Source organism: Pseudoalteromonas sp. NCIMB 1079 (genome assembly GCF_040567695.1).
GTDB lineage: Bacteria > Pseudomonadota > Gammaproteobacteria > Enterobacterales > Alteromonadaceae > Pseudoalteromonas > Pseudoalteromonas distincta.
On the sequence record NZ_JBEWZA010000002.1, the window covers coordinates 702818 to 716062 of the forward strand.

Annotated in this window: 12 protein-coding genes; 7 read left to right on the forward strand and 5 right to left on the reverse strand. The window is 41.4% G+C overall.

Annotated elements, in window-relative coordinates; translation table 11 throughout:
- The 6 genes from ABX891_RS19800 to ABX891_RS19825 all read left to right on the forward strand — a co-directional run bounded on the left by ABX891_RS19800 (position 1) and on the right by ABX891_RS19825 (position 7033).
- Positions 1-483 (forward strand): putative 4-hydroxy-4-methyl-2-oxoglutarate aldolase, encoded by a 483-nt coding sequence (locus ABX891_RS19800; RefSeq protein WP_010553594.1) that lies wholly within the window; start codon positions 1-3, stop codon positions 481-483.
- 406 nt (positions 484-889) lie between these two features.
- On the forward strand, positions 890-2092 hold the full coding sequence (locus ABX891_RS19805) for an amidase family protein (RefSeq protein ID WP_354630467.1): 1203 nt from the start codon (positions 890-892) through the stop codon (positions 2090-2092).
- A complete protein-coding gene (locus ABX891_RS19810) occupies positions 2089-3690 on the forward strand; it encodes a gamma-glutamyltransferase family protein (protein ID WP_010553592.1) in 1602 nt (533 codons plus the stop codon). The genes ABX891_RS19805 and ABX891_RS19810 overlap by 4 nt, the downstream gene beginning before the upstream one ends.
- Positions 3678-4502 (forward strand): sulfite exporter TauE/SafE family protein, encoded by an 825-nt coding sequence (locus ABX891_RS19815; RefSeq protein WP_010553591.1) that lies wholly within the window; start codon positions 3678-3680, stop codon positions 4500-4502. Before ABX891_RS19810 ends, ABX891_RS19815 begins: the two co-directional genes overlap by 13 nt.
- Before the next feature lie 3 nt (positions 4503-4505).
- Positions 4506-5735, forward strand: a complete 1230-nt coding sequence (locus tag ABX891_RS19820; protein WP_354630468.1) for a pyridoxal-phosphate-dependent aminotransferase family protein — start codon at positions 4506-4508, stop codon at positions 5733-5735.
- A 14-nt stretch (positions 5736-5749) separates the two neighbouring features.
- Complete coding sequence (locus tag ABX891_RS19825; RefSeq protein WP_354630469.1) at positions 5750-7033, forward strand: allantoate amidohydrolase; 1284 nt, start codon at positions 5750-5752, stop codon at positions 7031-7033.
- A 127-nt stretch (positions 7034-7160) separates the two neighbouring features.
- On the opposite strand, the gene ABX891_RS19830 is transcribed toward ABX891_RS19825, so the two are convergent.
- From ABX891_RS19830 to ABX891_RS19850, 5 genes are all read right to left on the reverse strand, one after another.
- Positions 7161-7463: a hypothetical protein gene (locus tag ABX891_RS19830; RefSeq protein ID WP_024596154.1), complete on the reverse strand. Its 303-nt coding sequence runs from the start codon at positions 7461-7463 to the stop codon at positions 7161-7163.
- 43 nt (positions 7464-7506) lie between these two features.
- On the reverse strand, positions 7507-7755 hold the full coding sequence (locus ABX891_RS19835; RefSeq protein ID WP_309169335.1) for a DUF1272 domain-containing protein: 249 nt from the start codon (positions 7753-7755) through the stop codon (positions 7507-7509).
- Entirely contained in the window at positions 7749-8111 is a 363-nt protein-coding gene (locus ABX891_RS19840; protein ID WP_169060732.1) for a 2OG-Fe(II) oxygenase, read from the reverse strand. Before ABX891_RS19840 ends, ABX891_RS19835 begins: the two co-directional genes overlap by 7 nt.
- A gap of 344 nt (positions 8112-8455) precedes the next feature.
- Positions 8456-9643 carry a hypothetical protein gene (locus ABX891_RS19845; protein WP_010553585.1) on the reverse strand — a complete coding sequence of 396 codons (1188 nt, stop codon included), beginning with the start codon at positions 9641-9643 and terminating at the stop codon, positions 8456-8458.
- Positions 9644-9810: 167 nt separating this feature from the next.
- The gene (locus ABX891_RS19850; protein ID WP_354630470.1) at positions 9811-11349 is read right to left on the reverse strand and encodes an OpgD/OpgG family glucan biosynthesis protein; all 1539 of its coding nucleotides are present in this window, start codon (positions 11347-11349) and stop codon (positions 9811-9813) included.
- Between the two features lie 335 nt (positions 11350-11684).
- Here ABX891_RS19850 and ABX891_RS19855 point away from each other — a divergent pair, with 335 nt between their 5' ends.
- Positions 11685-13151 carry a DASS family sodium-coupled anion symporter gene (locus ABX891_RS19855; RefSeq protein WP_354630471.1) on the forward strand — a complete coding sequence of 489 codons (1467 nt, stop codon included), beginning with the start codon at positions 11685-11687 and terminating at the stop codon, positions 13149-13151.
- The last annotated feature ends 94 nt before the right edge of the window (positions 13152-13245 follow it).

Here is a 13245-nt window from a genome sequence, read left to right on the forward strand (position 1 = left end):
ATGATACCCTTTACTACACCCGATTTATTTGACGATCATCGCGATAACGTGCAAGTAGCAGACAGCGGCCTTTACCACTTTGGTAAAAAAACCACGTTTTATGGCAAAGTAGTTACCGTTACCTGCCCAGAAGATAACTCTTTTGCCGCCGATATATTGCATGAAAATGGTGAAGGTAAAGTATTGGTTATAAACGGGTTTGCGAGCAAACGCTTTGCGTTTATAGGCGATATTATGGCTGAGCGTGCCTTAAGTAATGGCTGGGAAGGCGTAATAATAAATGGCTGTTGCCGAGATATAGAAATACTTGCCACGATGAACTTACCTGTAATGGCGCTAGGCTCTACACCACGTAGTACCTTAAAGCGCGGCTTTGGTGATAAAAACCAAGCTATTACCATGCTTAGCACCACCATAGAACCTAACGATTGGGTTTACGCCGATATTAACGGTTTAATCATCAGTAAAACGCCCCTTATTTAGCACTCAAAACCATATAAATAAAGACCAACTTGGTGCATCTGCGCACCAAATTGGTTTGTTTTAGCTCATTTTAGTGTCACTATTTTTATAGCCCACACTTACAAATCTCATACAACCCACTAAATCCTGACCAGTTGGACAGGATTTTAATTTATGGCATTCCTCTTGCTTAGTCTAAGCACTATAAAATCAAAACTACCGATTAAAAAGCACAGCTTTAGCAATTGCATTAAATTAGTGATCTATTATAACGAGAAGAAAATGACGCAGTGAGTGCGCTATTTAATCCGATAAAATGATCATGTTTTTAATAAAATTGGTATTCATAATAATAACCAGCCCGCTTTTTAATCACTCTTAACTTAATAAGTAAGTACTTGGTCAGTTTTATAATAATGAGCTGCAAATGAGTGATAAAAAAAACAACAAAGGTATATTTTGCAATCACGGTCCTACCCTGTGGCAAACAAACCACTCTGGAGTGCTTGCAAACAATCGCTTAGCTGTAAAAGATGTATTTGCAGTAAAGGGCGAGCGTAACAGCGCAGGCAACCCAAACTGGTTTAAAACAGCTAAACCGGCTAAAAATACGGCAAGCTCGGTTAATAAGCTCATGACCGCTGGTTGTAACTTTATAGGCTTTACCCATACTGACGAACTGGCTTATAGCTTAGAGGGTAGTAATATACATTATGGCGCTGCGCAAAATCCTAAATTAAAAGGGCATGCTTGCGGTGGTTCGAGTATGGGGTCTGCTGCTGCAGTTGCTGCTAACTTAGCTGATATTGGCTTAGGCACCGACACCGGCGGCTCAATTAGAATACCCGCCAGCTATTGTGGTTTATATGGCATAAGGCCAAGCCATAACGTGATTGAAAAAGACGGCCTAATACCGTTGGCTCCCCCTTTTGATACCATAGGTTGGCTTACCCAAAGCGCCGAGCTATTAAGCAGCGTTGGCGATATATTATTACCACAACAAGCTATTAATAAAGTAAATACGCTGGTTATTTGCGAAGCACTATTTGAACTCGTTGACCCTGCTTTACAAGCCCCACTTAAACAATTGCTTGAAAAAACCAAGCCTAATTTTAAGCACCATAAAGAATTTGAACTACCTAACAGCAACTTATTAAATGAACTTGCTGATAGTTTTAGAGTACTGCAAGGGCGAGCAATCGCAAAAACGCATAAAGATTGGCTTCAATTGCCGGGGCAACTTCCCCAGTTTGCTCCTGCAATTGCGGCACGTTTTAATATGGCGCTTGCCCTAACTGTTCAAGAAGAACAAGAAGCACTAAAAGTACAAACCCAATGGCAAACACTAATAGCTAAAAACCTAAATACAAACAGCTGTTTATTTTTGCCAACCACCCCCACAACCGCACCTAAATTAGGCGCCGACACAAGCGCCTTACGCATGCAAATTATTACGCTTTCGGCAATTGCAGGGCTTAGTGGCTCAGCGCAAGTGCATTTACCGCTGGCTGATTTAGCAAATGATCATCCGTATGGTTTTTCATTAATGATGAGCCACGGTAACGATAAAAGCCTACTTGCTTGCGTTAAGCACCTAGGTGCACACTTTAAACAGGACACACCGGCATGACCACACACAACATTGCATTTACCGCGTCTCATTTTTCGGCAACAGAGGCGGGTATAAATATACTAAAACAAGGCGGTACAGCTACCGAGGCTATGGTAGCGGCTGCCGCTGCGATTAGCGTTGTATATCCACATATGAACTCAATTGGTGGCGACAGCTTTTGGCTTATCGATAACCCAAGCCAAAAAACGCCTACCGCTATTGACGCCTGCGGCCGCGCAGCAACTAATACAACGGCGTATAACTCGCTCACGCAAATACCAGAGCGCGGCGGATTAAGCGCACTAACTCAAGCGGGTACAATTCGCGGTTGGCAAAAGGCGCTTGAACTAGATGAGCATGCGGCACTACCACTGTCAAAAATTTTAGCACCTGCTATTGAACTTGCTCGCGAGGGTTTTACCGTTACAAAAAGCTTGCAAGCAGGCTGCGAAAAGCTAGCCACTGCTAACAATACCAATGACGCGTTTAAAAACCTCTACATACCCAATGGCAAGCCCTTACAAGCAGGCCAGCATTTTAAAAACCCTAAACTTGCAGCAACGTTTGAATACCTAGCAAAGCATGGTTTAAACGCATTTTATGAAGGCGCACTTGCCAACTCATTTGCCGCCGACTTAGCAAAAGCAGGCAGCTCAATTACCGCAGGTGACATTGCAAATACTAAAGCCGAGGTAGTTACTGCGCTAAATGCAAACCTCAGTGGTATTGATTGCTACAACTTACCCGCGCCAACACAGGGCGTGCATTCACTACAAATAATTGGTGCCGTAAATAAGTTAAAGCATTTAGCTAAAACCGATGCCGACTGGACGCACTTAATTGTTGAGGCAACTAAACAAAGCTTTACCCATCGCCCTACCCTTTGGGCTGACCCTGATGTGTTAGGGGATGATTATAAAAACGCACTAACCGATAATCGCTTAAGCGAACTTGCTAACAATATTGATATGAGTAAAGCCAAAAAATGGCCATTTAACGCAGAGCCTGGCGATACTGTGTGGATGGCAGCCAGAGATAAAAACGGGCAATTAGTCAGCTTTATTCAAAGTATTTACTGGGAATTTGGCAGCGGAATATTAATGAGTGAAGGCGGCTTTGTGTGGAATAACCGTGGTTTAAGCTTTAGTTTAAACAATGAAGATATTGATGCGAGTAACAATATTAACGCCCTTGCTCCTAATAAAAAGCCCGCTCATACACTTAACCCAGCACTGGCAAAGTTTAGCGATGGTCGTCGACTTGCTTACGGAACAATGGGCGGTGAAGGGCAGCCACAAACTCAAGCCGCTGTTTTTGCAGGCTACGCGTGGCGAAATAAATCAATAAAACAAGCAATTAGCGACCCTCGTTGGTTACTTGGACGCACATGGGGCGATACGAGTACAAATTTAAAAATTGAAAAAGAGTTAGTTTTTCATATAGAACATGAATTAAATCAACGTGACCACGATTGGGTAAGCGTTGATAATAATAACGAAATGATGGGGCACGCTGGGGCTATTTTAGATACACCTACAAGCCTTGAAGCTGCAACAGATCCTCGTTCAGATGGACGTGCAACAGTAACTACAGCAGGAACACAATGTCAGAAATAATAAACCAATGGCCAATAGTAGCGGCCTTAATAGCAACCGGTATTTTTGCTGGTATTTTAGCAGGACTTTTTGGTGTAGGCGGCGGTATTGTTATCGTACCTGTGCTGTATTTTTTACTGCAAGGTTTTGGCGTAAGCCCAGAGTCGGCAATGATGATAGCCACCGCTACATCACTTGCAACCATAGTACCTACTTCGCTCTCATCTATTCGCTCGCATCATAGCAAAGGGAATATTGACCTTGCGCTAATAAAATACTGGGCACCATTTATTTTAGTTATGGCCGTTGTAGGCAGCTACTTAGCGCACTCAATACGCGGTAATGCACTGGTACTTATGTTTGCCTGTATTGCTATTTTAGTCAGTTTAAACATGTTATTTAGAGCCGGCGCACCCGCGCTTGTAAAACAACTGCCAGGTAAATTTGGTCAAGGCGTTATGGCAAGTATTGTAGGTGGTTTGTCGGTAATGATTGGCATAGGTGGCGGCACTATTGGCGTACCTATGCTAAACGCATTTAATGTACGCGCCCATGTTGCAGTAGGTACTGCGGCCGTTTTTGGTTTGTTGATTGCGCTACCTGGCGTTATTACCTTATTAAGTATTGGCACAACGCCAACCGATGCTCCCCTAGGTACGTGGGGGTTGGTTAACCTCCCTGCCTTTTTTCTTATTATTCCGCTGACTATTTTATTTGCGCCTATTGGCGTAAAAATTGGTAGCAAGCTGGATCAAAAACAACTAAAACGCGCTTTTGCCGTTGTCTTAATGATAACCGGCATACGCATGCTTATTCAGACTCTGGGAGCCTAAAATATGTTTAATAACACGCAAGTTCAAACCTTAAACCCACCACAGCGTTTATTAATGGGACCAGGCCCAATTAATGCCGACCCTCGTGTTTTACGTGCTATGTCGGCGCAGCTTATAGGCCAATACGACCCAGTAATGACCGGTTTTATGAACGAAACCATGGCACGTTACCGCGAAATTTTTAAAACTAAAAACGAATGGACCATGCTAATAGATGGCACATCGCGCGCAGGGATTGAAGCCGTATTATGCTCAATTTTACGCCCAGGCGATAAAGTACTTGTGCCAATTATGGGGCGCTTTGGCCACCTACTTGCTGAAATAGCAGAACGCGTTGGCGCAAAGGTGCACACAATAGAAGTACCGTGGGGCGAAGTGTTTACGCCAGAGCAAATCGAAAAAGCCATTGTTGATGTAAAACCCCATATACTTGCTATGGTACAAGGCGATACATCCACCACCATGAACCAACCTCTTGAGCATATTGGCGATATTTGCCAAAAGCACGATGTACTATTTTATTGCGATGCCACCGCCTCTATTGTGGGTAACGAACTTCCTGCCGATGAATGGAAACTCGATGCACTTTCGGTTGGTCTGCAAAAGTGTTTAGGCGGTCCTTCTGGGTCTGCGCCATTAACGCTTAGCGACAAATGCGCCGAGTGGATCCAAAAACGTAAAAAGGTAGAAGCAGGTATTCGCACAGCGGAGCATACCGACGGCACAGAGCCCTTTGTACGCTCAAACTATTTTGATTTAGGCATGATCATGAATTACTGGGGAGAGGAGCGCCTAAATCATCATACCGAAGCCACCAGCATGCTGTACTGCGCCTCAGAATGCGCCCGCATAGTAATTGAAGAAGGCGTGGATAACTGCGTAGCGCGCCACAAATTACATGGCGATGCCATGCTAACAGGCATTCAAGCGCTCGGCTTAAATGTATTTGGTGATTTAACACATAAAATGAACAACGTACTGGGTGTGTATATACCCGAGGGCATTAATGCCGATCACGTACGCGGACAAATGCTAACCGATTTCGGAATAGAAATTGGCACCTCGTTTGGACCATTGCATGGAAAAATTTGGCGTATTGGCACTATGGGCTACAACGCCCGAAAAGATACCGTATTACAAACACTTGCAAGCTTAGACGCTTGCCTACATGCTAACGGTTACAAAGGCCCTAAAGGCGAAGCCGCCATTGCCGCCCTTGCTCACTATAAATAAAAAAAGGATTTAGCATGACGATTGTAAGCCCACAACACAGCCCTTTATTAGATAAAGAGCTTGCTGATGAATACGCAACACGCGCTTTATCTCGCTGTAAAACCCTCAGCGCACTATCGCAAATGCAAGGCGGTATTCACCGCGTGTACTTATCAAAAGAGCACAAAGAGTGTAACGCCGTTACTGCATCGTGGATAGTTGAGGCAGGCATGCAATCGTGGCAAGACGAAGTGGGCAACCTTTGGGGGCGGCTTAAATCATCAAACCCACATGCTAAACGTTTAATTATAGGATCGCACCTCGACACAGTACCAAACGCAGGTGCGTTTGATGGTATTTTAGGTGTACTGCTGGGGATAGAAATTGCAGCGCTTGCACATAAGTTAAAGCTAGACCTGCCCTTTCATTTAGATGTAGTGGGCTTTTGCGATGAAGAAGGCACCCGCTTTGCCACAACTTTAATTGGCTCAAAAGCCCTCGCTAACGAATTTGATCCACAGTGGCTAAACATTAAAGACACAAACGGCATAACTATGCGCCAAGCCATGCTCGACTTTGGCCTAAACCCTAACGACTACGCAAAGGCCGCACTAAACAAAAACGAATTACTAGGTTACTGGGAAACTCATATTGAACAAGGTCCTGTACTCGAATCGGTTAATCAGGCGTTAGGGGTTGTAACTGCAATCGCAGGAGCAAAACGCGCCATGCTTACCCTAACAGGGCAAAGCGGTCATGCGGGTACAACCCCTATGAATTTACGTCAGGATTCGTTAGCAGGCTGCGCAGAATTAGTAACCGAAATTGAAAAACTAGCAAGTAATGCTAAAAATGGCGAAGTTGCCACCGTAGGGCAAATACAGTCTCGCCCTGGGGCTACAAACGTGATTGCAGGTAAAACGACCATTAGCCTAGACGCACGTGCACAAAGCGACACCGATCTCGCTAACTTACTAAGCGCCATACAAAGCAGCGCACAATCTATAGCAAGCAAACGCAATTTAACGCTTGATTGGCAATGGACGCATGCCGCCGATGCCGTAGCGTGCGACACTAAAATTCAGCATTTGTTTTCAAGCGCATGTAAACTCAATAACCAAGCATCGCCTTCACTTGCCTCAGGCGCAGGGCACGATGCAATGGCAATCGCTCCAATTTGCCCCGTTGGAATGTTGTTTATACGCAGCCCTGGCGGTATAAGCCATCACCCAGCAGAAGCGGTTATCGACAGCGATGTAACAAAGGCACTCAGTGTAATGTACAGCGCGCTTTTACTTTATGTGAAAGAGTGTCAGTGATTTAAGGTAATCGAGTAAACCAAGTATATTAACTTGGTATGCTTAGGGGCTTAAACCTCCTTAAAGTCATTTGGAGATTATTACTGAAGGCAGGTAAATGCAGGAATATACGTTATTTAAAGTAGCTTTATCGGGCTGCCCTTTGCTCTTTTAGGCTAAGGCGTTTATGTGAGCTATATACATGTTGAATGTTTGTACCATTAACCAAATATGCATCCATTTCGACGGTAATTAAACCCGATAATGGCTTGATTTCTAGAACACCCAACTCACCTAAATTTGCAGATAGTAAAGTATTATTCCTAATAGCTAACAAAGTTTTGTCAGTATCTCGTAAGTCACCATTTACATATAATTTAGCACCACTAAACCAAGTGTTAATTATTTTAACTTTGATTGACTTAACAGTAAATTCAAAGGATTTTCTCATCAGATCTCCATACCCAGAAATGTAATTATTATACTTTATGTTTTTATGTGTTTGGCGAACAAGCACTTTCTTTTAATACCCGTTTAGTCGATGCTGGGTAATTTTTTAGTGCAGCCAAAGGGCGAATTGGCCGCTGAACCAAATTACCTGAGCAGTTTGGGCACACGTTATTTAATACCGTTTGAGCACAGCCAAAACAAAATGTGCATTCAAATGAACAAATAAAAGCCTCTGTGGACTGTGCAGGTAGATTCTTATCACAACATTCACAATTAGGTCTTAAATCTAGCATTTAGCGCTCCCTTTTATCCACCCAATGCTGAGTAAATATCGATTACCTTTTATAACTTTTGATACCTGATGCTCACTTACATCAGGGCGGAATAGCTTAACCCGCTTTGTTTCAAATATCGGATCACTGCAAATAAACTCACCACCCAAATCTGCTTTTTTCAGTACTATATTCAATCGATAGTGTTTACCAGATTCAACTTTGTCTGTGTGTGGTGCTATTTCACTTCCTTGTGGGAATTTAAGCAAATATGTATCAAATTTAATTGGCCACGTAGCACCACAAATCAACATTTTATCGTAGCCTGATTTTTGTCGGCCTCGCTCCCAACAAAATAATTTACTCAAAAAAAACATACAATCCCTCGAAACAGCTAACAAGCTGCAGGTTAACTCGTTTTTTATTTTTATTGGTAAATAAACCATAGCCGAGTTCATATTTTGGTTCAATCGTTTACTGTATTTTACGTAAAATACAAAAAGTGTTCGGTGTTGTTTAAATTAGTATTTTAGAAGGGAACACTGGTGTTTGAGTGACTTTATTGAGGTACTAAGGGCTTATCTTTCTTAATACATCGCGTTTTGCAGCTTTTCTACATTATGAACAAGGCAATACAGTTGCCGCAGCGTAAAGAAACAGATAAACAGGACAGCCATTCTAACTTAATGAAAAAACTTAGGCTGGCGTCACTGTTAATTCATCAAAAATTGAACATGTTTTCCAGAGCCGCCTCTAAAGACATGGGCATATGACGTTTATTCATAATTCGGTTGTTAAGCTCTTCTTTAAGTGATTTAACCGTAGTGCAATACTCTAAACGTTTAGCAATTTCATCACATTCATTATTTAGCGCCGCTAAATGGTTTACAAAATTATCTTTAATTTGCGCTTTACTACGACCATTAAACTTACGCCACACAATTGTATATTGGTCATTACTTTCTTTTTGTTGCCGATGCTGTTCATTTAGCTCGATTATTTTATTTTGCAGTAACGGAATTAAGTTTGCTTTGGTTTCTTCGTCAAAATCGACATCGTCGTCAAAATGGCTTATGTAAAGTTGTAATAAAGTAAAACCGTCTTTCTCTTTTCGAGCTTGTACTAACTGTTGCATTAGTTCGTGTTTTTCTGCTTTTTTTGCAAGATCAGATTCTTTATCTGGATGCAACTTAGATGCTAAACGTTTATACATTTTGTTTAGCTGCGAGCCTTTAAATAACTTTTCTAATTTTGAGTTGTTTTTTTGTTGTTTAATTTCATCGCGATCAAATCGCTCGTGTTGGTCAAAAAAGTCATCCCAATCTTCATCTTGTTCATAGTGCATATTATCTGCACTAAACGCTTCATCATCTTTCTCCTCACCAAAACCTTGCTCGTCAAGGTGCTTATAAAGCAATGAAGGATCAGCTGTTATTTCTCTCAGTTCGTCATCTGTTAATTCTAAACCGGGGAAATCTTGCTGTAACATATTACGTAATATGTTTAACTCTGAAGAAGGGATTGTACTAACCGTATCTTGGTTATACTTATTTAGGTAAGATTGAAAAACTTGAGACACTTCCTCAACATTCAACTCGCCAATGAATGGATGTTCTGACAAATAATCTAAATCTTCATTTATCCAATCCACAAGTTCATTACGCTGTTCAATAGTTAAGCTTTTACGTTGGATAAACTTACTAAAATGAATAATTTGTTCTGCAATCATTTGAGCTTGAATTTGCTCATGGTGCTCTACTTGTTCTTGAAATTGAGAAAACAGGATCTGCTTTTTAATATCAAAGTTTGCGTTACGCTTAGTATGTTTTTCAATTCGCTGCCATAAACGCTCTAATTCAGAAGGCGTTTTAGTCGCCGCTTGTTGCTTTACATTTTTTAAAAATGTCATATTAAGTTCCACTAAAATTTGTATCCATTACTTTTTATGCACGTAATTTGTATGCTTGAATTATAAATTTAATTAAAGCATACATAAAGCCAAGCATTAAAAAGAACAAGGATAAAAAGCGCCTGAGTTCATTTAAGAACAATATGCTAAACAGTTACTTTAAGGTCTTATTTAATCGTTACCTTTGCATCACTTACCCATGTCTCAGTTATAGCTTCATCATTTTTATCAACTAAATACGCGCGTATGTTCACCGGATTGTTGTTAGCTTGTTTGTAGTCAAACGCTAATCGCCATTGGTTTGTACCAACTACCGGATAAGCGCCAATTGGCTCTAGTATTTCGCCGTTACTGGCTTCAACTATAGATTTTATACCACTTTTGCTATCTAAGCCTTTAAATACTGGACCTTCAAAATCAATCACCATTTTGTTAACGCCTTCAGGGATTGGCTGGCCGGGAATTCCGCCTAAGCCTTGGCGAGTATTTACAACGCTTGCAAGCATTTTTGATTTTGGATCGAGTGGACGCCACTCAATATCATAAGAAAAGGTAAACTCATCACCTTTGCGCGCCTCTTTTTCAGGCACCCAATAGGCAACAATATTGTCGAACGTTTCATCTTTTGTAGGAATTTCTATTAACTGAACTGCGCCTTTGCCCCAATCGTCAGTAGGTTTTATCCACGCTGATGAACGCTTATTGTAAAATACGCCGTCGTCCTGGTAGTTATTAAAGTCACGGTCTCTTTGGATTAAACCAAACCCTTTTGGGTTCTCATCAATAAAGCTATTGGTCGACACCGACTGAGGATTATTTAATGGGCGCCAAACGTATTGACCCGATCCTGTGTGAATCGCAAGGCCATCGCTATCGTGAATTTCTGGGCGCCAATCTTTAGCTTCTGTTTTATCTTTTTGTGAGTACCAATACATACTGGTTAACGGTGCTACGCCTAAGCGTTCAACATCGGCGCGCATATACAAATTAGCCGTTACAGAGGTAATATGGCCTTTGGCTTCTTTGTTATCTTTACTTAAACCAAATCGATAAGCACCAGTGATAGAAGGCCCTTCAAGCAATGCCCAAACAGACACGCTTTCACCTTTTTTCTCTGCGGGGCCAATCCAAAATGCAGAAAAGCGCGGAAATTCTTCTGCCTGATTCATACCCGTATTAATTGCAATACCTCGAGCCGACAGTCCATATTGCCCCTCTGGCCCGTCGGTACGAAAATAAGACGCACCTAAAAAAGATATCCAATCTGGTTTCATATCTGGGCGCATTATTCTAAAACCTGCAAATCCAAACCCTTCTGGGAGATCGTGAGCTGGGCTGTCATCAGGCATATCAAAAACGTCATTACTAAAAGGTACATTTTGTACCTGATTTTTATCGTCTCTGATGTAAATACTTACTGGCTCAGGAAAATATCGACCAGGATAAAATAATTGTACAGGTGCCTTTTTTCCACTTGGATATAAAGTTTCATCTTCTTTAAAACGTATTTTCCAATGTTCGTCATACGTAATTTTATCGATTAACTCCGGCGCTGGCACCTTAGTTGGCGTATAGGGCTTTTCGGCTGAGGCTTTTGCCAGCGCTTTTAAGTCTTCGAATGAAAACTGCGTTTTATCTACTGCTTCTGTCGCGTAAGACGACATCGAAGTGCTAAAAATAATTGCGATAAATAACTTTAATTTCATAAAAAGAATATCCAATAAATTGAGTCAAATAAAAATGGGAACGCTGCACGAACGTATTTTTAACTTAAAGTTCTGTATGGATATTACGTCACGCAATATGAACTAGCGTTTACTAAAGTATTGTTATTTGACTCTTAGTTAATTTGTTTTTAGGGCGGTGCGTTTGATGATCAATCACTTTAGTTTATAGTTTATTTCCTCTTTATTAATAAAATTAAATAAGTCTAATATTCATATGATGTGCGTCATCTTTTTTATTATTAAATGAAGTAGAATAACGTTGCCTTTTCAATAAACAGAATGCATGCATTTCTAAAACTTAGGGACATTTTTTAATGAAGGGTACTGATATTCGAGTTACCTCTGGACTGATTTCTATAGCCATTGTTTTACTACTTTGGTTTGCTGTACCGCCTCCGCAAGGTGTTACCGAAAACGCATGGCATTTGCTCGCTTTATTTATTGGTACTGTAGTTGCCATTATTGGTAAAGCAATGCCTATTGGCGCCATTGCTATTTTAGCTATTACTTCTGTTGCGTTAACCGGCGTAACTAATGACAGCCCATCTGGCGCTATTAAAGATGCATTAAGTGGCTTTTCAAATTCATTAATTTGGTTGATTGGTATTGCTATTATTATTTCTCGGGGTTTAGCTAAAACTGGCTTGGGAAATCGTATTGGCTATAATTTTATTTCTCTTTTTGGTAAAAAAACAGTTGGTATTGGCTATGCACTCGCACTTTCTGAACTTGTTATAGCGCCTGTAACGCCAAGCAATACCGCGCGAGGCGGCGCTATTATTCACCCAATTATGAAGTCGATAGCAACAAGCTTTGGCTCGTCCCCAGAGGAAGGCACCTCTCGTAAAATTGGCCACTACCTTGCTTTAGTGAGCTACCATATAAACCCTATTACATCAGCTATGTTTATTACCGCCACGGCTCCTAACCCGCTAATTGTAAAGCTTATTGCAGATGCTACTGGTGCAAATATTAGTATTACTTGGAGTACGTGGGCGCTGGCAGCGCTTGTTCCTGGTTTGCTATGTATTGCCCTTGTGCCTTTGGTTGTTTATGCCATTTACCCACCTGAAGTTAAAAGTACGCCCGACGCTAAAACCTACGCAGAATCTAAATTAACTGAAATGGGCCCAATGAGTTATGGCGAAAAAATAATGGTGGGTGTTTTTGCTATGCTGCTTGTTTTATGGGCCGGCGTACCTGCAATGATTTTAGGGGCTGACTACGCAGTTAATACAACCGCAGTGGCTTTTTTGGGTCTGTCGGTTTTATTAGTGACTGGTGTATTAAGCTGGGACGATGTACTTAAAGAAAAGTCTGCGTGGGATACCGTTATTTGGTTTTCAGCATTAGTAATGATGGCCACTTTTTTAAATAAACTAGGTTTGGTAACGTGGTTTTCAACACTTGTTGAGAGCAATATTGCGCAACTAGGCTTTGACTGGATTGTATCGGCTATTATATTGGTAGCTGTGTATTTTTATGCTCATTACTTTTTTGCCAGTACCACAGCACATATTACTGCTATGTTTGCCGCATTTTACGCCGCAGGTTTAGCGCTTGGCGCTCCGCCTTTATTTTTAGGTTTACTGTTAGCTGGCGCTTCATCACTCATGATGTCGTTAACGCATTACGCAACAGGCACATCACCCATAGTGTTTGGCTCAGGCTATGTATCGTTAAAAGACTGGTGGGTAATGGGCCTTATAATGAGCGTTATTAATTTAAGTGTATGGGGAATTATTGGCGGGCTTTGGTGGAAAGCACTTGGGTATTGGTAGTCTTGCCTTTGTTAGTTTGGCTTGCACATTTAATACTGCGCACTTATTTTAGTTCGTTCTACAAATATAAACATTGAGGCTGTTGCAAGGGAGC

What these genes read in the sequence shown, in the direction of transcription:
- ABX891_RS19800 (WP_010553594.1), top strand. Translation starts at nt 1, where the DNA reads ATGATACCCTTTACTACACCCGATTTATTTGACGATCATCGCGATAAC.
- ABX891_RS19805 (WP_354630467.1), top strand. Translation starts at nt 890, where the DNA reads ATGAGTGATAAAAAAAACAACAAAGGTATATTTTGCAATCACGGTCCT.
- ABX891_RS19810 (WP_010553592.1), top strand. Translation starts at nt 2,089, where the DNA reads ATGACCACACACAACATTGCATTTACCGCGTCTCATTTTTCGGCAACA.
- ABX891_RS19815 (WP_010553591.1), top strand. Translation starts at nt 3,678, where the DNA reads ATGTCAGAAATAATAAACCAATGGCCAATAGTAGCGGCCTTAATAGCA.
- ABX891_RS19820 (WP_354630468.1), top strand. Translation starts at nt 4,506, where the DNA reads ATGTTTAATAACACGCAAGTTCAAACCTTAAACCCACCACAGCGTTTA.
- ABX891_RS19825 (WP_354630469.1), top strand. Translation starts at nt 5,750, where the DNA reads ATGACGATTGTAAGCCCACAACACAGCCCTTTATTAGATAAAGAGCTT.
- ABX891_RS19830 (WP_024596154.1), bottom strand. Translation starts at nt 7,463, where the DNA reads ATGAGAAAATCCTTTGAATTTACTGTTAAGTCAATCAAAGTTAAAATA.
- ABX891_RS19835 (WP_309169335.1), bottom strand. Translation starts at nt 7,755, where the DNA reads ATGCTAGATTTAAGACCTAATTGTGAATGTTGTGATAAGAATCTACCT.
- ABX891_RS19840 (WP_169060732.1), bottom strand. Translation starts at nt 8,111, where the DNA reads ATGTTTTTTTTGAGTAAATTATTTTGTTGGGAGCGAGGCCGACAAAAA.
- ABX891_RS19845 (WP_010553585.1), bottom strand. Translation starts at nt 9,643, where the DNA reads ATGACATTTTTAAAAAATGTAAAGCAACAAGCGGCGACTAAAACGCCT.
- ABX891_RS19850 (WP_354630470.1), bottom strand. Translation starts at nt 11,349, where the DNA reads ATGAAATTAAAGTTATTTATCGCAATTATTTTTAGCACTTCGATGTCG.
- ABX891_RS19855 (WP_354630471.1), top strand. Translation starts at nt 11,685, where the DNA reads ATGAAGGGTACTGATATTCGAGTTACCTCTGGACTGATTTCTATAGCC.